The organism is Arthrobacter sp. 01N442, assembly GCF_056399345.1.
Genome location: NZ_JBFTRD010000004.1, coordinates 589,597 through 609,525, shown reverse-complemented (window position 1 = coordinate 609,525; position 19,929 = coordinate 589,597). Strand labels below are relative to the sequence as shown.

The following is a 19,929-nucleotide window of genomic DNA, read 5'->3' as shown; positions in this document are numbered from 1 at the left end:
GCGGTGCGAGGATGAGGTCATGTCCTTCTTCGAAGACCTGCCCACCCCGCCGCAGCGGCCACGGATGCCCAAGCTCGTTCCTCCGGTCTGGGCCGCGCCGCCGTCGGACGAGCTTCCCGCCGTCGTGTCCGTCGGTGAGTTTCTGCAGCGCACCCGCGCCTGGTGATGGCGGTCAAGTGCGTGGGGGTGTTCAGCACCGGGTGCGTTATCGAGCTGGTGTGGACGGTGCGCCGGGAGGACGAGACCGACTCGGAATGGGCCCTCGTGACGGAACAGTGCTTCAACCGGCCTGCCTTCCGCCACGGCATCCCGGTGGGGGGCGACGGCGGCCTCCGCTTCGGCGTCGGTTACCCGGACGGGAGGAAGGCGACGGAAGGCGGCATGCGCCCCTGGGAGTCTGAAGAGACCGTCCCCGACGGTCCCGTTCTCACGCCGGCCGCTGGCGGTGGGGGTGGAGGCGGTGATGAGGAACTAAGCTACTCCGCTAAATTTTGGGTGTGGCCGCTGCCCTCGGACGGGGACCTGCGGGTCGTGGCGCAGTGGCCCGACCGCGGCATGGACGAACGCTCGGTCCCGGTCAGCGGCGAGGCGCTGGCTGCGGCAGCCGGGGAGATCCGGAAGTATTGGGACAGTGATGATTGAAAGCTCAGGCACCCTGGCGGCGGAGCTGCCCGGCGATGTCCACATGCGGCTGCTCCGCGGCTCCGACGCCGAGCGGCTGGGTGCCGCTTACCGGCGGAACCGGGACCATCTTGCGCCCTGGGAACCGGTCCGGAGCGCGGAGTTCCTCACTTCGGAGGGCCAGAGCGCCAACATCGGCGGGAAACTCGGCATGTTCGCCGCCGGAACCGGTGTTCCCTGGATCCTGCTGGCCGGTGATCGGGCCGTGGGTGCGATGACGTTGAGCGGCATTGTGCGGGGCCCGTTCCTCAGCGCCAACCTTGGGTACTGGGTTGACGGTGAGCTGACCGGCCGCGGCATCGCCTCGGCCGCCGTCGCCCACGTTGTTGCTGCCGCGCGCACCGAACTGGGCCTGCACCGGATCCAGGCGGCCACCCTGCCGCACAACGCCGCTTCGCAACGGGTGCTGCGCCGGGCCGGATTCCAGGAGATCGGGCTGGCCCCGGACTACCTGCACATTGCGGGCAGCTGGCAGGACCATGTCCTGTTCCAGCTCATCCTGCACTGAACCGCGTGCGAGACTCTCACAGTGAATGACGAATCCTTCGGCGCCCTGCACCACGTCGAGCTGTGGGTGCCGGACCTTGACCGGGCCCGGGAGGAATGGGGCTGGCTGCTGTCCGGGCTCGGCTACGAGCAGTACCAGGACTGGCCCCACGGGCGGAGCTGGCGGCGCGGGCCCACCTACATCGTGGTCGAGGAGTCGCCGGACCTGAGCGGCCGGACCCACCACCGCACCGCGCCCGGGTTGAACCATCTGGCCTTCCATGCCGGAACGCGGGAGCACGTGGACGCCCTGGCCGCGGGCGCCCCCGGTCGCGGCTGGACCGAGTTGTTTCCGGAGAGTTATCCGCATGCGGGCGGCGCCGGGCACTTCGCTGCCTACCTGGTGAACTCGGACGGCTTCGAAGTCGAGCTGGTCGCCACGGACTGAGCGGGTCTCCGGCGGGTACCGTGATACCCATGAGCATCATTTTGGTGGGCGGCGGCCCCGACACGGTCACCACCCCCGTCGTCTTTGACCGCTTCGCGAGCCACGTCCGGCGCCGCGCCGGCGGCCGGTCGCCCCGGATCGCCGTCGTATTGTTCGACCGCGAAGGCAGCTCGGAGTACTTCCTCCCGGCCTACCTGGAACCGTTGCAGGACCGGATGGCCTGTGAGGTGGCGCCGGTCCTGCTGCGGACCGGCGCGCCGGCCGATCCGGTGGCGTTTGCCGACGTCGACGGCGTCGTCGTCGGCGGCGGACCCACGCCGGAATACCTGGCCGGCCTGCTCGGCGCGGCCGCTACGATCCGGGCGGCGGCCGCCGACGGCGTACCCTATCTGGGGTTCTCGGCCGGGGCGATGATCGCACCGCGGCGGGCCCTTATCGGCGGCTACCGGATCCGCGGCGTTGAGGTGTGCGCGGAGGAATGCTCGGAGGGCCTCGACGAGCTTGAGGTCCGCGACGGGCTGGGCCTGGTGCCGTTCGCCGTCGACGTCCACGCGGCGCAGGCGGGCACCCTGAGCCGGGCGGTCGGGGCGGTGGCGGAGGGTCTCGCGGACCGGGCAGTGGCCATCGATGAAAACACTGCGCTGGTGCTGCGCCACGCCGACCTGGAGGACCTGGAGGTGATCGGGACCGGGAACTGCTGGTCCATCCGCGGCTCCGGGAGCAAAGCCACGGTAGCCGTCCTCTCCGCCGGCCGGCCCGGATAGCCGCCCTTGGCAGCTTTGTTACTCGCGGGTAACATAGGGCCCATGCATTTGCTGCTCCGCACCCTTCTCCTGCTCATCAGGTCCGCCCGACGCTCGCCGCTGAGCATCTGGGACACGTCCTCGCTGCCGCTCCGGGTCCTGCCGACGGACATCGACATTGCCATGCATGTCAACAACGGCATGTACCTCTCGCTGATGGACCTGGGCCGGTTCGACCTGATGGCCCGCAGCGGCACCTGGAAAGCCATGCGCCGGCGCGGCTGGACGCCGGTGGTGGCGGGGGAGACCATCGCCTTCCGCCGGTCGCTGCAGCTGTGGCAGCAGTACACGATCGAGTCCAAGGTGATCGGCCTCGATGAAAAGGCCATCTACTTTGAGCAGCGCATGGTGGTGGACGGCGAAATCTACGCCCGGGCCCACATCGCCACCCGGCTGGTCACCAAGAGCGGCCCGGTCAGCCAGGACGAGATCATCCGCGAATTCGGAGCCCCGCCGGCGGACCTTGAGTTGCCGGAATGGATCCACGAGTGGCGCGAAACGAACGCGCTGCCGGGCGCCCGCCGGCCCGCCCCGCACGTCTGGGCGTAATCCGGCCGGGATGTGCCAACAGCGAAACGCAGGGGACTTTCGAGGGCGGCTCGCGTACCGTTGACCCATGGCTACCGTAGACATTACAGGTGAACAGTTCGCAGCGACCGTCGAGGAAAACGACATTGTCCTCGTAGATTTTTGGGCCGAATGGTGCGGCCCGTGCAAGCAGTTCGGCCCCACGTATTCGGCTGTTTCGGAGAAGCACCCGGATGTGGTCTTCTCCAAGGTGGACACCGAGGCGGAGCAGCAGCTCGCCGCCGAGGCCGGTATCACCTCGATCCCCACGCTGATGGCTTTCCGCGAAAAGGTGCTGGTGTTCTCGCAGCCCGGCGCCCTGAACGCCCAGCAGCTGGAGCAGGTTGTCGACGCCGTCAAGGCCCTCGACATGGAGGAAGTCCACGCGCACGTGGCCCGCTCCCAGGCCGAGGCCGCCGCAACCCAGCAGGACGGCACCCAGATCCCGGACGCCTAGGCCGGTCTAACGCAACAAACAGCAACGCGGGGTCCCTCCGCGCCCATCCCGAACGGGATGCCGGCGTGGAGGGACCCCGCGTTCCTTGTTGGCGAAGGTCCCTAGAGCTTTTCCAGCTTGACCGGTTCGGCCAGCAGCGCGCTCAAGGATTCGTTCAAGTCCTGGACCGCCGTACCCTTCGAGTGCTTGTCCAGGTCTTCCTGGGAGGCCCACCGCTCGGTCAGCACCAGCTTGTCCTCGCTCGCCTCGGTCAGTTCATAGCGAATGCAGCCGGGTTCGTTGACGACCTCGTCGATCGCGATTTCGAGGGCAAGCTTCACTCGGAAGAATTCGCCGTCGTTGGGGATGAAAGTGGCCCGCAGGTCAATAGGTGCGCTCATGGTTTTTACCCTACCCGGCGGCCGCCCCGGCGTCGGAAGATCTCCCGAAGATTTCCTAGGACATCCACGCTTAAGTCTTCTCATGCCGCCGGGCTGTTGGTAGCGTCGCACCATGCTTGCGTATACAGCCGGGGACACTGACGTCCCGCTGATTGATGAAACCATCGGCGACCATTTCGAGCGCATCGTCGCCCGGTTCCCGTTCCACGATGCGTTGATCGAGGCCGCAGCGGTTCCGGGCGGCGAAGCCCGGCGCTGGAGCTACACCAAAATGAACGACGACGTCGACCGGCTGGCCCGCTCGTTGCTGGCGCTCGGCGTCGCGAAGGGGGACCGGATCGGGATCTGGAGCCCCAACTGCGCCGAATGGACCATCCTGCAGTACGCCACGGCGAAGGTCGGGGCGATCCTGGTCAACGTCAATCCCGCGTACCGCAGCCACGAACTCGAGTTCGTCGTCAAGCAGAACGGCATGCGGATGCTGGTGGCGGCGCCGTCGGACAAGAACAGCGACTACACCGGCATGGCCCGGCAGGCCCTGGCCGAATGTCCCGAACTGCGCGAACTGGTATTCCTGCCCGATGCCGGCCTGCCCGGCCTCGCCGCCGGGATCCCGGAAGGCGAGGCGGAACAAAGCTATGCGGAGCTGCTGCGGCGCTCCGACGACGTCTCGCATTCCGGGCTGAAGGCACGGATGGCCGAACTGGACCCGCACGACGCGATCAACCTGCAATACACCTCCGGAACCACGGGGTTTCCCAAGGGTGCCACCCTGACGCACCACAATTTGCTCAACAACGGCTTCGCCATCGGGGAGTTGCTGTCCTACACCGAGCACGACCGGGTGGTGCTGCCGGTGCCGTTCTACCACTGCTTTGGAATGGTGATCGGCAACCTGGCGGCACTCAGCCACGGCGCCGCCACCATCATTCCCGGCCGGGGCTTCACGCCGGCCGCCGCGCTCGAGGCCGTGCAGGACTTCGGCGGGACGTCGCTCTACGGCGTGCCGACCATGTTCATCGCCGAACTCGCGCTGCCGGACTTCGCCTCCTACGACCTCTCGACGCTGCGCACCGGCGTCATGGCCGGCTCGCTGTGCCCGATCGAGGTGATGAATCGGGTGATCGCGGAAATGAACATGCGCGACGTCGCCATTTGCTACGGCATGACCGAGACCTCGCCGGTGTCCACCATGACCCGCGACGGAGACACCCTGGCCCAGCGCACGCAGACCGTGGGCCGCACCATGCCGCAGCTCGAAAGCCGGATCGTCGACCCGGTGACCGGCGAGGTGCTCCAGCGCGGCGAGATCGGCGAGTTGTGCACGCGCGGCTACTCCGTGATGCAGGGCTACTGGAACCAGCCGGACAAGACCGCGGAGGCCATCGACGCCGAGGGCTGGATGCACACCGGGGACCTGGCCCGGATGGACGAGGACGGCTACCTGGTGATCGAGGGCCGGATGAAGGACATGGTGATCCGCGGCGGCGAGAACATTTACCCGCGCGAAATCGAGGAGTTCCTCTACACCCACCCGGATATCCAGGACGTGCAGGTGATCGGGGTTCCCGACGCCACCTACGGCGAGGAACTGATGGCCTGCATCATCCTCAAGCCGGGGGCCTCACCCCTGGACGCGGCAGGCCTGGCGGAGTTCTGCCGCGGCAAGCTGGCGCACTACAAGATCCCGCGCTACGTGGAAGTCCGGGAAAGTTTCCCGATGACGGTGTCCGGCAAGATCCGGAAGGTGGACATGCGCCAGGAGGCCGTGGCCCGGCTGGGGCTCTGAGCGCGGCGCCAGGTCAGTGGCCGCGGTGGTCCTGGATGGTCATCCGCGGGCCGAAGGTGGGCTTGCGGAAGCCGCTGAGGCCGATCATCCGCACCACCCGCTGGCGGTGGCCCGCCCACGGCGCCAGCAGCCGGATCATGCCCGCGTCGTCGGTTCGCCGCCCGGTCAGGGCTGCGCCGACGTAAGCGGCAAGGTGGTAGTCGCCCACGGCAATCGAGTCCGGGCACCCGTGCGTGCGCTGCACGACCTCCGCCGCCGTCCAAACCCCGATCCCGGGAAGAGTCTGCAGCTTCGCGGCCGCCTCGGCCGCCGGCAGCGCCGCCAGGCGTTCCAGCGCGGCGGCGGAGCGCAGCACCCGCATCACGGTGTCCGAGCGCTGCGGGCCCACCCCGGCCTTGTGCCATTCCCAGGACGGGATGCGCAGCCACTGCTCGGGCGTGGGCTGGACCAAGAGATTTGCGGGGGCCACAGTGCCCGCGCCGGGGGCGGCTGTGCCGAAGCGGTACATCAGGTAGCGGTAGCCGCGGCGTGCCTCGATCACCGTGACCTTCTGCTCCAGCACGGTGGGCACCAGGGAATCGATCATCCGCCCGGTAGACGGCAGCCGGACCGCGGGGTTACGGCGCCGTGCTTCGACCACCATCCGGGGGAGCGTGGCGTGGAACGCGGGTTCGTCGAAGGCCGTCCAGTCGTCGTCGCGGCCCAGCATCCGCGGAACGGCCCCGATCGCCTCGGCCGCCCCGGGTCCCCAGGCCCGGGCTTCGATCCACGGCGCCGCCGCCGGGCCCGCGGAGGTCAGCCGCAGCGAGGCCGGGCCGGACGACGTCGTGAACGCCATCCAGAAACTGTCCGCGGTGACCCGGATCGATGGATCGCCGTGGCCCCGGCGGAGCGTGCCGAGGGTCTGCAGGAGATCGAACGGACCTCCCGGGTGCCACCGCAGTGAGGCGTCCGCCGCGGCGGGCACGCCGGCGGGAAGCTCTGCGGTGGTCACCCGAACATGTTCCCACGCCCGGCCGACGGCGGGCACATCCGGGCCCGTCCGGCGGCGTGCTCCGGGGGACCGGAGGGCCCTTATCCGCGGCCACGGAGCGGGCTAGAATCCGGCTGGGGCCCGGACTCCCAGGCCCCGGCAACGGATCCCTTGATGGTCAGGAGAATGAGATGGCTGGTGGAGTGGTGCACTTCGAGCTTCCCGCGGACGACGAGGACCGTGCGCGCGGGTTCTACAGTTCGGTCTTCGGCTGGAATTTCCAGGTCATGCCGGAGATGGAATACAGTCTGGCCCTGACCACCCCGATGGATGAGCAGGGACGGCCCGCCGTCGCCGGATCCATCAACGGCGGCCTGTTCCGCCGCGGCGAGCTCACGGCCCCGGTGGTGACGGTCGACGTCGACGACATTGACGCCGCCCTGGAGCAGATCGTGGCCCGGGGCGGTTCGGTCCAACGGGAAAAGATGGAGGTGCCGGGGTCCGGCTGGAACGCGTACTTCACGGACACGGAGGGCAACGTGGTGGGGCTGTGGCAGAACGCCGCGCCCGCGGCGCCGGGTGGAGCGGGCACTGCCGGTGAAGCCGCGGCCGGGAACGACCTCGGGGCCTGACTCCGGCCTAGTGCATGCCGCTGGTCAGCCACAGGGCGACGACTGCCAGGGGAACCGTGAGGGCGACGGCGGCGAGCCCGGCCAGCGCGAAGCCGCCCCAGCGGATCTCCACGTTGAGGGCCCGCAGGCGCTCGTGCCAGAGCAGCGTGGCCAGGGAAGCCCACGGGGTCACCAGCGGGCCGATATTTACTCCGATCAGCAGCGCCGCGAGCCGCACCGGCGAGCCGCCCACTGGTTCCAGCGCGAGGTAGGCCGGCAGGTTGTTGACCGTGTTTGCCGCCCCGACGCCGAGCCCTGCCAGCTGGAGCAGGGCGGGCAGGCTTTCCCCGGAGCCGGCCACGCCGGCAAGGGCCTTCGACAGGCCGTTGGAGTGCGCCGCCTCCACGACCATGAAGAGGCCGACCGTGAGCATGAGCGGGCGCCACGGAACCATGGACCAGCGGAGGCTTGAGCGCCGGCGCCACAGGAACAGCGCCAGCAGGAGCGCAGCCGCTGCGGTCGCCGGAATGTAGACCGGCACTCCGGACACCAGCGCCGGCAGCAGGATCACCATCACGGCCGCCGAGGCATAGAGCAGCACCTTGTCCCGCACCCGGTGGGCGGGCTGCGGGGCGTAGCGGCCCCGCAGATCCTTCCGGAAGGCGAGCCAGAGCAGCACCAGCGGGAGCAGGATCCCCACCAGGGCGGGGGCCCAGACCAGCGAGGCGAACCCGGCCGGGCTGAGCCCCAGCCGGGACTGGGCCAGCAGGTTGGTCAGGTTGGACACGGGCAGCAGCAGCGAGGCCGTGTTTGCGAGCCAGATCGTGGTCAGCGCGAACGGCAACGGCGGAATCCGTGCATGTACGGCGAGGAGCACGACGACGGGGGTGACCAGCACCGCCGTCGTATCCAGCGACAGGAACACGGTGGCCACGCACGCGAGCGCGATCACGAGCAACCACAACAGCAGCACGCGGCCCCGGCCGAGGGCCGCCAGCCGGTCCGTGACAGCCCGGAACAGGCCGGCGTCGTCGACCAGTTCCGTCACGAGGGACATGGCCAGCACGAAGCCCAGTACCGGCACGGTGCGGCCGGTGAGCTCCTCGAATGCGGGCCACGGCAACAGCCTGGTAGCCAGCGCCGCGGCCCCGGCCGCGAGCATGCCGCCGGGAACCAGGTAGCTCCTCAGCGTCTTCAACCAGGTCCTTCGCTTCACCGCCCTATCGTCGCACCCGCACGGCGGCGCTGACGACGCGACGTGCCCGCTGCCCCGGAGGCGGTAACTTTGTACCTATGAAGTACGCCCAGTCCGTCCTGGACCTCATCGGCAACACGCCGCTCGTCAAACTCAACCACGTGACCGAAGGCATCGCCGCCACCGTCCTGGTGAAGCTCGAATACCTCAACCCCGGCGGGTCCATCAAGGACCGCATCGCCGCCAAGATGGTCGAAGACGCGGAGCGCAGCGGCAAGCTTCAGCCCGGCGGGACCATTGTGGAGCCGACGTCCGGCAACACCGGGGTGGGCCTGGCCCTCGTGGCGCAGCAGAAGGGCTACCGCTGCATCTTCGTGGTTCCGGACAAGGTTGGCGAAGACAAGCGCGCCGTGCTGCAGGCCTACGGCGCCGAAGTTGTGGTGACGCCCACCGCCGTCGCCCCGGACAGCCCGCAGAGCTACTACGGCGTCTCTGACCGGCTGGTCACCGAGATCCCCGGCGCCTACAAGCCGGACCAGTTCTCCAACCCGGCCGCGCCGGCCAGCCACTACGAGTCCACCGGCCCGGAAATCTGGCGCGACACGGACGGCAGGATCACGCACTGCGTGATCGGCGCCGGCACCGGCGGCACCATCACCGGCACCGGCCGCTACCTCAAGGAAGTCTCCGCGGACCGGGCCGAGGCCGACGGCGGCGTGGTCAAGATCATCGGCGCCGACCCGGCCGGTTCGGTCTACTCCGGCGGCACCGGCCGGCCGTACTTCGTCGAAGGCGTCGGCGAAGACATGTGGCCGGCGAACTATGACAAGGCCGTTCCCGACGACGTCATCGCCGTCAGCGACGCCGACTCGTTCGCCATGACCCGCCGGCTGGCCCGGGAGGAGGGCCTGCTCGTGGGCGGTTCTTCCGGCATGGCCGTCGTCGCCGCGCTGCAGGCCGCCAAGGACCTGCCGGCGGACGCCGTCGTCGTCGTGATCCTGCCCGACTCGGGACGCGGCTACCTGGCGAAGATCTTCAACGACCAGTGGATGCGGTCCTACGGATTCCTGTCCGGCGGAGACGAGGCCTCGGTGGGGGAGGTGCTCAAGGCCAAGACCGGCGAGCTGCCCGACCTGGTGCACATCCACCCGAACGAGTCCGTCCGCGACGTCATCAACATCATGAACGAGTACGGGGTCTCACACATCCCGGTGCTGTCGCAGGAACCGCCGGTGGTGATGGGCGAGGTGCTCGGTGCCGTCGACGAACGCACCCTGACCGCGAAACTCTTCCGCGGCGAAGCGGCCCTCACTGACAAGATCTCCGAACACATGGAGGCGCGGCTGCCCGTGATCGGTTCGCTCGAATCGATCTCGACCGCCCGCGAACTCCTCTCCGACACCGACACCCTGATGGTGACCTTCGTCGGCGCTCCGGTGGGCATCCTGACCCGCCATGACCTCCTCGCCTACCTCAGCAACTGACCAGTCCAAGGAGTCCCATGTCCCAGCAAGAAAGCTCTTCCGCGACGAACGCCGGCTTCAACACCCGCGCCGTGCACGCCGGCCAGGCCTTCGAGCCGCGCACCGGCGCCGTGGTGCCCCCGCTGCACTTCTCCTCCACGTACGCGCAGGAATCCATCGGAGTGCTGCGCTCCGGCTATGAATACGGCCGCGGCGGAAACCCCACCCGCGACGCCCTGCAGGAACAGCTGGCCGCGCTGGAGGGCGGTTCGCACGCGTTCTCCTTCGGCTCCGGCCTCGCCGCCGAGGACTCCATGATCCGGGCCCTGACCCGGCCGGGGGACCACATCGTGCTCGGCAACGACGCCTACGGCGGCACCTACCGGCTGATCAGCCGCGTCCTGGGCGAGTGGGGGATCGGCAACACCCCGGTGGACATGTCCGATCTTGACGCCGTGGCTAAGGCCGTCGCGGCCAGCAAGACCCGGCTGGTCTGGGTGGAGACGCCGTCGAACCCGATGATGAAGATCACCGACATCGCAGCGCTCGCCAAGGTGGCGCACGACGCCGGGGCCCTCCTCGTGGTGGACAACACCTTCGCGTCCCCGTACCTGCAGAACCCGCTGGCGCTCGGCGCCGACATCGTGGTGCACTCCACCACCAAGTACATCGGTGGGCACTCCGACGTCGTCGGCGGCGCGATCGTCGTGAACGACCCCGAACTGGCCGAAAAGATCGGCTTCGTGCAGTTCGCCGTCGGTGCCGTGTCCGGGCCGATGGATGCCTTCCTCACCACCCGCGGGCTGAAGACCCTCGGCGTGCGGATGGACCGGCACAGCGACAACGCGCAGGCCGTGGCTGAATGGCTGCTGCAGCGCCCCGAGGTGGAGGCCGTGCTGTACCCGGGCCTGCCCTCGCACCCGGGCCACGAACTGGCCAAGAAGCAGATGAAGAAGTTCGGCGGGATGATCTCCGTGCAGTTCAAGGGCGGCGAAGCCGCGGCCCGCAAGGTGGCCGAGTCCACCTCGGTCTTCACCCTGGCCGAATCCCTGGGCGGCATCGAATCCTTGATGAACTACCCCTCGGAGATGACGCATGCCTCGGTCAAGGGCACCGAGCTGGCGGTCCCGGAAAACCTGATCCGGCTCTCCTGCGGCATCGAGGACGTCGAGGACCTGATCGCGGACCTCGAGCAGGCCTTCGCGCGCATTGAGACGGGCAGCTAGCCTCCGGTGACCGTCACTTCCAGGGCCGCGGGCTCTGCCACCCGCGGCTGGATCGCGACGGCGGTCGGTGCGGCCGCCGTCGTCGCCGCCCTGGTGGTGCTGTACTCGGCCTACATCCCGCTGATGAACGACTTTGAGGTCTACTTCTACGGCGGGAACCGTGTGCTGCAGACCGGCGAGGCCGGCGTCAACGAGCTCTATGCCCCGCGCGAAGGCCTCCCGTTCACCTACCCGCCGTTCGCCGCCCTGGTCTTCGCCGCCCTCGCCACCTTGGGCCAGAGCGCCGGCAGCATCATCTTCATCGCCGCCGCACTGCTCGGCGCCGCCGTCGTGTCCGCCTGGCTGACCCGGCACTACTTCGGGCTGGGCCGCTGGCGCGACGCCGTGGCGGACTGGCGGTTCCGGTCCGTGGCCCTGGCCGGCACCGCGGCGATCCTGCTGATGGGGCCGTGGCGGGACACCTTCGACTTCGGCCAGATCAACATCATCCTGATGGGCCTGATCCTGGCCGACTTCGCGCTGTACGGAAAGTCCCGTGCCGGTGAGCTCCGCTGGCCGGCGGGGCTGCTGATCGGGATTGCCGCCGGGATCAAGCTCACCCCGCTCGCCTTCGGCCTGTACTTCCTGGTCCGCCGCGACTTCAAGGCCCTCGGCTGGATGGCCGTTGGCTTCGTGGGCTCCATCGTGCTGGCGTGGGCCATGCTGCCTGTTGCCTCGATGACCTTCTGGACCAAGATCCTGCCGGACACCGGACGGATCGGCGTCCCGGGCTATGTGGACAACCTCTCGGTCAAGGGGCTGCTGCTGCACCTGGGCCTGCCGGATTCATCCCTGACCTCGCTGCTGTGGCTGGTGCTCGCCCTCGGCCTGGCCGCCGTGGCCGCACTGGTGATCAAGCGGGCGGTCGCTGCCGAGGAGAACTTCGTGGCTGTGTCCGCCACCGCGGTGCTGATGCTGCTCATCAGCCCGGTCTCCTGGTCGCACCACTGGGTCTGGATGGCCGTGGCGCTGCCGTGCATGGGGTTCGCCATCCACCGCGTACCTTCGCGCAACGGCAGGATGCGACTGGCCGGCTGGATCATCGTGGCGGCCTCCGCTGTCGCGTTCTATCTGACGCCCAAGTACCTCGCGGTGATGGCCGGGGCGCACGAGTGGGGCAAGGACCCGAACACGACGTGGCAGCTCACCGTCGCGAGCCTGGGCGTGGTCTGCGGGATCGCGATGCTGGTGTACTGGGCCTTGGCTTACCGGCCCTCCCGCGCCGGCCTGCGCGCCTAGTCCCAGCGCCTGGGCTCCATGCCCTAGCTATCTTGAAGAAAGCCAGCTATTCTGCCGGTATGGCACTTCGATCCGACTGGTCCCGACGCAACTGCAGCATGGCCCGCGGCCTGGACATCCTGGGCGACCCTTGGGGCATGCTGGTCCTGCGCGAAGTCTTCTTCGGCAACGGGCGCTTCGACGCCATGAAGGCCCGGCTGGGCGCGGCGGACTCGGTGCTCACTCGGCGGCTGGCCGCCCTCGTTGAGGCCGGCCTGCTGACCCGCCGGCCCTACGACGACGGCGGCCGTCCCCGCCAGGAGTACGTGCTCACCGCGAAGGGCGAGGATGCCCTGCCGGTGCTCAACGCCGTCGTGATCTGGTCCGAGAAGCACCTGGCCGCTCCGTCCGAACAGGCGCACATGTTCGTGATCCACAGCGGCTGCGGCCAGCGCACCTCCTCGGCGGACAGCTGCACGGGCTGCGGCGAGCGGCTCACCGCCGAGAACACCAGCTGGCACAGTCTCACCCGGACCGAGGAGCCCGTGGCCCTCGCCACCGCCCCGGACTCCCGCAAGAACGGAAACGCAGCATGAGTGAATTCCGGACCGGCCGCCGCCCGTCTACCCAGCGGCCCTCCACCCGGCGCCGGATCCACCCGGCCTGGATGGTCGCAGCCGTCGCATTCCTGGCCCTGGTGGGCGCGGCCGGCTTCCGCGCCGCCCCGGGCGTGCTCATGGTGCCGCTGCAGACCGAATTCGGCTGGTCCACCACCGTCCTCTCGGCCGCGGTCAGCATCAACCTGGTGCTGTTCGGCCTCACGGCACCGTTCGCGGCGGCCCTGATGGAGCGCTTCGGGATCCGCGCCGTGACCGCGGTGGCGTTGGTGCTGATCGGCGCCGGCAGCGCCCTCACCGTCCTGGTGAACCAGTCGTGGCAGATCCTGCTGACCTGGGGGCTGCTGATCGGGCTCGGCACCGGGTCCATGGCGCTGGTCTTCGCCGCCACCATCGCCAACACCTGGTTCGTGAAGAGCCGCGGGCTCGTGATTGGCATCCTCACCGCGGGCAGCGCGGCCGGGCAGCTGGTCTTCCTGCCCTTCATCGCTGCGCTTGCGCAGCACCCGGGCTGGCGGCAGGCCTCACTCTTGATCGCCGCCGGCGCCCTGGCCGTGGTGCCGCTGGTGCTGAAATTCCTCAAGAACTCACCGGCCGACGTCGGTGCGCTGCCCTACGGCGCCGAGGCAGAGTCCCCGGACGGCGCGGACACGGCGGGCGCCGACGCCGGCTCCGGCACGACCGGCGTTGACGCAGCCCCGGCCGAACCCCGCCGGAACGCGGCTGTCCGTGCGCTCCAGGTGCTCAAACGCGCCAGCAAGGTCCGGACGTTCTGGGCACTCGTGGCCGGCTTCGCCATCTGCGGCGCCACGACCAACGGACTGATCGGCACCCACTTCATCCCCTCCGCCCACGACCACGGCATGGCGGAAACCACCGCAGCGGGCCTGCTCGCCGTCGTCGGCATCTTCGATATCCTCGGCACCATCGCGTCCGGCTGGCTCACGGACCGGTTCAACCCGCGGATCCTGCTCGCGGTCTACTACCAGTTCCGGGGAATCGGCCTGCTGGTCCTGCCGCTGCTGCTCAGCGCCGAGGTCCAGCCCAGCATGATCGTGTTTGTGGTCATCTACGGCCTGGACTGGGTGGCCACCGTCCCGCCGACGGCTGCGATCTGCCGGCAGGTGTTCGGCGCGGACGGCAGCGTGGTCTTCGGCTGGGTCTTCGCCGCCCACCAGCTCGGTGCCGCCGCGGCCGCCCTGGCCGCCGGCGCCGTCCGGGATGCCACCGGCCAGTACACCTACGCCTGGTTCGCCGCCGCGGCGATGTGCACCATCGCCGCCGTGATCAGCGCAACCATCCGCAAGGACACCGGGGCGAAGGCCGCGGTTCCCGTTCCGGCGTAAGCCGGGCACTAGGCTGGGGCGCATGCCTTCCACTTCGACAATGCCCGGTTCCCCGGCCGACCCTGACCTGAGCGCTGCGCCGGTGCAGCGCAAGACTGCGCTGGTGACCGGCGTCGGGCGGCTCGCCGGCATCGGCGCCGGCATCGCGCGCCGGCTCGCGGCGGACGGCTGGGACCTGGTGCTCACCTACTGGCAGGACTACGACACCCGGATGCCCTGGGGCGTCCAGCCCGACGACGTCGAGCGCCTCACCGCCGAGCTGCAGGCCACCGGCGCCGCCGTGGTGGCCGTGCCGGCCAACTTCGAGGATCCGCAGGCCGTGGAGCGGCTGATGGCCGCGGTGGCGGAGGACGCCGGGACCCTGCAGGGCCTCGTGCTGAGCCACGCCGAATCCGTGGATTCAGGCATCCTGGACACGTCGCTGGAAAGCTTTGAGCGGCATTTCGCCGTCAACACCCGCGCCAGCTGGCAGCTGATCGCCGCATTTGCCCGGCAGGCTCCGGCCGAGGGCGGTGCGATCCTGGCCCTGACCAGCGACCACACCGCCTTCAACCTGCCCTACGGTGCATCCAAGGGCGCCCTGGACCGGATCGTGATCGCGGCCGCAAGGGAGCTCGGACCGCAGGGAATCAGCGCCAACGTGCTCAACCCGGGGCCGGTGGACACCGGCTGGATGGACCCGCAGCTGCGCGAGGACCTGACCCGGCTGCAGCCCGGCGGCCGGCTCGGCACTCCGGCCGACGTGGCCGGGACGGTGGCGTTCCTGCTCTCGCCCGAGGGCCGCTGGGTGTCCGGGCAGCTGGTCAAGGCCGACGGCGGCTTCTCCGCCTGACTCCTCCTGCCACCCGCCGTCGAGATGACACATCGCGGCAGTGTTTCGCGGCCACACTGCCGGGAAGTGTCATCTCGGGTTCAGCGGAACGCGGCGAGGCCGGTGATGTGCTGGCCGAGGACCAGGGTGTGCACCTCGTCCGTGCCCTCGTAGGTGCGCACGGATTCCAGGTTGGCGGCGTGCCGGAGCGGCGAATAGTCCAGGGTGATCCCGTTCCCGCCGAGGATGGTGCGGGCCTCACGGGCAATCGCGATCGCCTCGCGCACGTTGTTCAGCTTGCCGAGCGAAATCTGCTCTGGCCGCAGCTTCCCGGCGTCCTTGAGCCGGCCCAGCTGGAGTGCCAGCAGGGTGCCCTTCTGGATTTCGAGCAGCATGTTCACCAGCTTCTCCTGGGTGAGCTGGTACCCGGCGAGTGGCTTGCCGAACTGCAGCCGTTCCTGTGAGTAGCGCAGTGCCGCCTCATAAGAGTCGCGGGCGGCGCCCATCGCTCCCCACGCGATGCCGTACCGCGCCTCGTTGAGGCAACTGAAGGGACCGCGGAGCCCGCGGGCGGCCGGCAGCTGCGCCTCGGGGCCGAGCCGGACGCCGTCGAACGCTACATCGCACTGGATCGAGGCGCGCATCGAGAGCTTCTGCCGGATCGGCGTCGCCGTGACCCCGGGGGTATCGGCGGGGACCAGGAAGCCGCGGACGCCGTCGTCGGTCATCGCCCACACGACCAGCACGTCCGCGACGGAGGCGAGCCCGATCCAGCGCTTTTCCCCGTCCAGGATCCAGCCGGCGTCGTCTCCGGACCCGTCCCGCCGCGCGTAGGTCCGCATCGCCGCCGGGTCCGAGCCGGCCGTGGGCTCGGTCAGGGCGAAGCAGCCGATCACTTCGCCGGCAGCCATCCGGGGCAGCCAGTGGACTTTCTGCTCCTCAGAGCCCCACAGATGGATCGCGGTCATCGCGAGGGACCCCTGCACCGAGACGAAGGTCCGGATGCCTGAATCGCCGGCCTCGACTTCCATCGCCGCCAGGCCGTATTCGACAGCGGAGCGGCCGGGGCAGCCGTACCCCTCCAGCTGCATGCCGAGCACGCCCAGCTCACCCAGTTCCGCGGCCAGTTCAAGCGGGAAGACGCCGTCGTCGTACCAGGCGGCGATTCCGGGCCGGATCCGCTGGCTGGTGAAATCGCGGACCTTTTCCCGGACGGCGAGTTCTTCCGCGCTCAGCAGCGAATCGATCGCGAGGACATCGGACACATCTGTTGCTTCGCCAGTGCTCATGCGAGCATCCTACGGCGGGGCGTGGGCCGGCGTCGGACCTTCCTGCCCAGTTACTTCCGGACCGGCGCCCGGAATGTGGCGAACACGCCGGTGTCGCGGCCCGGAGGTGCGGCCGGTGGCGAAGTAACCGGGCTGGAGCGTCGCCCGGGCGTCGCCCGGGTATCGAAGCCACCCCGCCGCAGCAGGCCTACACTGGTGCCATGAACACCGCTTCCGTGCTTGCCGTCTGCCTGGTGCACCAGCTGCTCAGTGACGAGGGCAGGCTGGGCGTGACCGCGATCGACAAGCGTCCCGTCGACGGCCCCGTGAAAGTCCACCGGCTGGGCCTCCGCGGCGACATCCAGGCCGACCGCATGGACCATGGCGGCGAAGACCAGGCTCTCTACGCCTATTCCCAGGCCGACGCCGACTACTGGGCCGCGGAGCTCGGCCGCGAGATCCCGCCCGGATACTTCGGCGAGAACCTTCGGGTGGCGGGCATCGATGCCACCAACGCCGTGATCGGCGAACGCTGGAAGATCGGGCTCGATGTAGAAGTGGAAGTCACCTCGCCCAGGCGGCCGTGCAGCACCTTCCAGCGGCGGGTCGACGAGCCGCACTGGGTCAAGCGGTTCACCGAAGCAGGCCTGGTGGGCACCTACCTGCGGGTGGTGCGCACCGGCAGCATCCAGGCCGGGGACCACATCCACCGGCTCTACGTCCCGGCTCACGGCGTGACGATCGGCAAATGGTTTTCCGACCCCACCGTCCAGGACATGGAGGCGCTGCGGGACGCGGACGCCGACGGACTGATCCGGCTGCAACCGGAGTACCACCAGGAATTCGCCAGGCTGCTGGCCTAGCCGGGGGAGCGGCGGGCTCCGGCCCACGGCTGGCGCAGCGTGTGCGCAAGGTCACCGCCGTCGTCGGCCTCTGCATTAGCGCCAGGGCGGACAGATGCCCTACACTGGAAACATCCCCCACTCCGGAAATCCCTTATTCCTGCCCAATTTTTGAGGCAGGACTGGTAAGTGTTGGGGCCCGCAAATGTGATGCGGGCATTTTCATAGGGAGAGCCGGCTAAAGAAAACGCTGTACAGACTGCTGGGATAGCAGCCAAGAGTTGCAGCGGGAAGTCCTGCCACGGGATTGCGAAAGCGCCGGACTTCTATGTGACCGGCCGGTCAACGTATGCCCGGCAACTTGTGTCACGCGTACTGCGGCTCCGCTCACCTCGGGTTGTGCCGCCTGGCCCCTATGGATGAGGAAGATTCCCCTATGCCCGAAAATCAGAACAACTCCGTCGACACCGAAAACACCCAGGCCGACGTCGAGATCACCGAAACGGCTGCCGCAGCGGCAGCAAACACCACCGCGAACGACGCCGAGAAGGCCGCTGACACCAGCGGCGACGACGAAACCGGCCTCCGCTTCGTCGACCTCGGCATCGACGCCCGTGTCCTCGCGGCCCTGCAGGACGTCGGCTACGAGAAGCCGTCCCCGATCCAGGCCGCAACCATCCCGCTGCTGCTCGAAGGCCGCGACGTCGTGGGCCTGGCCCAGACCGGTACCGGTAAGACTGCAGCATTCGCAGTGCCGGCGCTGTCCCGCCTGGCCGAGCTCCACGACCTGAACGGCCCGTCCCGCAAGACCCAGGCCCTGGTCCTGGCTCCCACCCGCGAGCTGGCCCTCCAGGTTGCCGAGGCCTTCACCTCCTACGCCAAGCACATCGACGACTTCACCGTCCTGCCGGTCTACGGCGGTTCCGCCTACGGTCCCCAGCTGGCCGGCTTGCGCCGCGGCGCCCAGGTTGTCGTCGGTACCCCCGGCCGCGTGATCGACCACATCGCCAAGGGCTCCCTCGACCTGTCCGAACTCCAGTACCTTGTGCTGGATGAGGCCGACGAGATGCTGCGCATGGGCTTCGCCGATGACGTGGAGCAGATCTTCCAGCAGACCCCCGAGGGCCGCCAGGTTGCACTGTTCTCCGCCACCATGCCGGGCCAGATCCGCCGGATGTCCAAGCAGTACCTGAACAACCCGGCCGAGGTGCAGGTCAAGTCCAAGACCACCACCGGCGCCAACACCCGCCAGCGCTACCTGCAGGTCATGGGCCCGCACAAGCTCGACGCCATGACCCGCATCCTCGAGGTCGAAGAGTTCGACGGCGTGATCGCCTTCGTCCGCACCAAGATGGCCACCGAGGACCTCGCCGACAAGCTCCGCGCCCGGGGCTTCCAGGCTGCCGCCATCAATGGCGACATCCCGCAGCAGCAGCGTGAACGCACCGTCGACGCGCTCAAGGAAGGCCGGATCGACATCCTGGTCGCCACCGACGTCGCCGCCCGCGGCCTCGACGTGGAGCGCATCAGCCACGTGATCAACTACGACATCCCGCACGACACCGAGTCCTACGTGCACCGCATCGGCCGCACCGGCCGCGCGGGCCGCTCCGGCGACGCGATCCTGTTCATGACGCCGCGGGAGAAGTACCTGCTGCGTTCGATCGAAAAGGCCACTCGCCAGCCGGTCGAGCAGATGCACCTGCCCACCGCCGAGACGGTCAACACCCTGCGCCTGGGCAAGTTCGCGGAGAAGATCACGGAGACCCTCGAGTCCGAGGACGTCGCGGCGTTCCGTGACCTGATCGCCTCCTACGAGGAAGAGCACAACGTCCCGGCCGCCGAGATTGCCGCCGCACTGGCGGTCATGGCGCAGGGCGGACAGCCGCTTCTGGTCAAGGAACTGCCGGCCGCTCCGGAATTCCAGAAGCGCGAGCGCTCCAAGGACGGTTTCGGCTCCCGCGGCCCGACCCGCCAGCTGACCGAAGGCAACGCCACCTACAGGATCGCCGTCGGACGCCGCCAGCGCGTCATGCCGGGCTCCATCGTGGGTGCCATCGCCAACGAGGGCGGCATCTCCTCGGCCCAGATCGGCGGCATCGACATCCGTTCGGACCACTCCCTCGTGGAACTCCCGGCGGACCTGAGCCCCGAGCAGCTGCGCGCACTGTCCCGCACCCGGATCGGCGGCGAGCTGATCCACCTCGAGCTGGACAACGGCCGCAAGCCTTCCGGTGACCGCGGCGCCTACCAGGGCAACCGTAGCGGCGACCGCGGCGGTTACTCCGGCGGCAGCGGCAACTTCAAGGGCAACGGCGGCTTCAAGCGCGAGTTCCGCAAGAACGACGGCGAGCGTTCCTCCGCGGACCGCGGCGGCCGCTCCTTCAGTGACCGCAACGAGCGCGGCGTCGGCTCCGACACCCGCAAGCCGCGCCACGAAGGCGGCTTCAAGCCCCGCAACAAGTGGTAGTCGCTAGCTCCTAGGCAGCGGCAGAACAGGCCGGCTCTTTTCGAGCCGGCCTGTTCTGCTTTAAGGCCGTCCCGATCCCGGTTTCGATCACGCGCCGGGCCCGCGAGTCGGCTTCGTCACATCCGTTCACGGGTGTCCGGCGGAACGGGCCGCGGGGGAGTGCGGAAGTCCCCGGATAGCCCCGGAATCGCGGGGATTTTAGGCCGGGCGGAGCCGTTGGCTGGCCGATTTGTTGGGAG

The 19,929-nt window shown here is 69.1% G+C and carries 21 protein-coding genes; 17 read left to right on the top strand and 4 right to left on the bottom strand.

Going from position 1 to position 19,929, the window contains the following annotated elements; genetic code table 11:
- The first annotated feature begins 19 nt into the window (after positions 1–19).
- From AC1DNC_RS10290 to trxA, 7 genes are all read left to right on the top strand, one after another.
- A complete protein-coding gene (locus tag AC1DNC_RS10290; RefSeq protein ID WP_476862437.1) occupies positions 20–166 on the top strand; it encodes a hypothetical protein in 147 nt (48 codons plus the stop codon).
- On the top strand, positions 163–642 hold the full coding sequence (locus AC1DNC_RS10285) for a hypothetical protein (protein ID WP_476862436.1): 480 nt from the start codon (positions 163–165) through the stop codon (positions 640–642). Before AC1DNC_RS10290 ends, AC1DNC_RS10285 begins: the two co-directional genes overlap by 4 nt.
- Positions 635–1,189 (top strand): GNAT family N-acetyltransferase, encoded by a 555-nt coding sequence (locus tag AC1DNC_RS10280; protein WP_476862435.1) that lies wholly within the window; start codon positions 635–637, stop codon positions 1,187–1,189. Before AC1DNC_RS10285 ends, AC1DNC_RS10280 begins: the two co-directional genes overlap by 8 nt.
- Positions 1,190–1,210: 21 nt before the next feature.
- The gene (locus AC1DNC_RS10275) at positions 1,211–1,615 is read left to right on the top strand and encodes a VOC family protein (RefSeq protein ID WP_476862434.1); all 405 of its coding nucleotides are present in this window, start codon (positions 1,211–1,213) and stop codon (positions 1,613–1,615) included.
- 29 nt (positions 1,616–1,644) lie between these two features.
- A complete protein-coding gene (locus AC1DNC_RS10270) occupies positions 1,645–2,379 on the top strand; it encodes a Type 1 glutamine amidotransferase-like domain-containing protein (protein WP_476862433.1) in 735 nt (244 codons plus the stop codon).
- 42 nt (positions 2,380–2,421) lie between these two features.
- Positions 2,422–2,967, top strand: a complete 546-nt coding sequence (locus tag AC1DNC_RS10265; RefSeq protein ID WP_476862432.1) for an acyl-CoA thioesterase — start codon at positions 2,422–2,424, stop codon at positions 2,965–2,967.
- A gap of 67 nt (positions 2,968–3,034) precedes the next feature.
- Positions 3,035–3,442 carry a thioredoxin gene (gene trxA / locus AC1DNC_RS10260; protein WP_476862431.1) on the top strand — a complete coding sequence of 136 codons (408 nt, stop codon included), beginning with the start codon at positions 3,035–3,037 and terminating at the stop codon, positions 3,440–3,442.
- A gap of 101 nt (positions 3,443–3,543) precedes the next feature.
- Here trxA and AC1DNC_RS10255 read toward each other — a convergent pair whose 3' ends face one another.
- Positions 3,544–3,822, bottom strand: coding sequence for a putative quinol monooxygenase (locus AC1DNC_RS10255; RefSeq protein ID WP_476862430.1), 279 nt, complete (start codon positions 3,820–3,822; stop codon positions 3,544–3,546).
- Positions 3,823–3,934: 112 nt separating this feature from the next.
- On the opposite strand from AC1DNC_RS10255, the gene AC1DNC_RS10250 reads away from it, so the two are divergent.
- Complete coding sequence (locus AC1DNC_RS10250) at positions 3,935–5,611, top strand: AMP-binding protein (protein ID WP_476862429.1); 1,677 nt, start codon at positions 3,935–3,937, stop codon at positions 5,609–5,611.
- A gap of 13 nt (positions 5,612–5,624) precedes the next feature.
- On the opposite strand, the gene AC1DNC_RS10245 is transcribed toward AC1DNC_RS10250, so the two are convergent.
- A complete protein-coding gene (locus AC1DNC_RS10245; RefSeq protein WP_476862428.1) occupies positions 5,625–6,605 on the bottom strand; it encodes a DNA-3-methyladenine glycosylase family protein in 981 nt (326 codons plus the stop codon).
- 170 nt (positions 6,606–6,775) lie between these two features.
- Here AC1DNC_RS10245 and AC1DNC_RS10240 point away from each other — a divergent pair, with 170 nt between their 5' ends.
- Positions 6,776–7,216 (top strand): VOC family protein, encoded by a 441-nt coding sequence (locus AC1DNC_RS10240; protein WP_476862427.1) that lies wholly within the window; start codon positions 6,776–6,778, stop codon positions 7,214–7,216.
- A 7-nt stretch (positions 7,217–7,223) separates the two neighbouring features.
- On the opposite strand, the gene AC1DNC_RS10235 is transcribed toward AC1DNC_RS10240, so the two are convergent.
- On the bottom strand, positions 7,224–8,357 hold the full coding sequence (locus AC1DNC_RS10235; protein WP_476862629.1) for an SLC13 family permease: 1,134 nt from the start codon (positions 8,355–8,357) through the stop codon (positions 7,224–7,226).
- A 131-nt stretch (positions 8,358–8,488) separates the two neighbouring features.
- Here AC1DNC_RS10235 and AC1DNC_RS10230 point away from each other — a divergent pair, with 131 nt between their 5' ends.
- The 6 genes from AC1DNC_RS10230 to AC1DNC_RS10205 are packed head-to-tail and all read left to right on the top strand — an operon-like array spanning position 8,489 to position 15,131.
- Positions 8,489–9,874 (top strand): cystathionine beta-synthase, encoded by a 1,386-nt coding sequence (locus tag AC1DNC_RS10230; RefSeq protein ID WP_476862426.1) that lies wholly within the window; start codon positions 8,489–8,491, stop codon positions 9,872–9,874.
- Positions 9,875–9,891: 17 nt separating this feature from the next.
- On the top strand, positions 9,892–11,079 hold the full coding sequence (locus AC1DNC_RS10225; protein WP_476862425.1) for a cystathionine gamma-synthase: 1,188 nt from the start codon (positions 9,892–9,894) through the stop codon (positions 11,077–11,079).
- Between the two features lie 6 nt (positions 11,080–11,085).
- A complete protein-coding gene (locus AC1DNC_RS10220; protein ID WP_476862424.1) occupies positions 11,086–12,357 on the top strand; it encodes a glycosyltransferase 87 family protein in 1,272 nt (423 codons plus the stop codon).
- A 59-nt stretch (positions 12,358–12,416) separates the two neighbouring features.
- A complete protein-coding gene (locus tag AC1DNC_RS10215; protein ID WP_476862423.1) occupies positions 12,417–12,932 on the top strand; it encodes a winged helix-turn-helix transcriptional regulator in 516 nt (171 codons plus the stop codon).
- Positions 12,929–14,299, top strand: a complete 1,371-nt coding sequence (locus AC1DNC_RS10210) for an MFS transporter (protein ID WP_476862422.1) — start codon at positions 12,929–12,931, stop codon at positions 14,297–14,299. The genes AC1DNC_RS10215 and AC1DNC_RS10210 overlap by 4 nt, the downstream gene beginning before the upstream one ends.
- A gap of 40 nt (positions 14,300–14,339) precedes the next feature.
- A complete protein-coding gene (locus AC1DNC_RS10205; protein ID WP_476862628.1) occupies positions 14,340–15,131 on the top strand; it encodes an SDR family oxidoreductase in 792 nt (263 codons plus the stop codon).
- An 80-nt stretch (positions 15,132–15,211) separates the two neighbouring features.
- On the opposite strand, the gene AC1DNC_RS10200 is transcribed toward AC1DNC_RS10205, so the two are convergent.
- A complete protein-coding gene (locus tag AC1DNC_RS10200) occupies positions 15,212–16,399 on the bottom strand; it encodes an acyl-CoA dehydrogenase family protein (protein ID WP_476862421.1) in 1,188 nt (395 codons plus the stop codon).
- Between the two features lie 200 nt (positions 16,400–16,599).
- Between AC1DNC_RS10200 and AC1DNC_RS10195 the strand changes: the two genes are divergently transcribed.
- Both AC1DNC_RS10195 and AC1DNC_RS10190 read left to right on the top strand, forming a co-directional pair.
- Positions 16,600–17,241 carry an MOSC domain-containing protein gene (locus AC1DNC_RS10195; RefSeq protein WP_476862420.1) on the top strand — a complete coding sequence of 214 codons (642 nt, stop codon included), beginning with the start codon at positions 16,600–16,602 and terminating at the stop codon, positions 17,239–17,241.
- A gap of 415 nt (positions 17,242–17,656) precedes the next feature.
- Positions 17,657–19,690: a DEAD/DEAH box helicase gene (locus tag AC1DNC_RS10190; RefSeq protein ID WP_476862419.1), complete on the top strand. Its 2,034-nt coding sequence runs from the start codon at positions 17,657–17,659 to the stop codon at positions 19,688–19,690.
- Positions 19,691–19,929 lie beyond the last annotated feature (239 nt).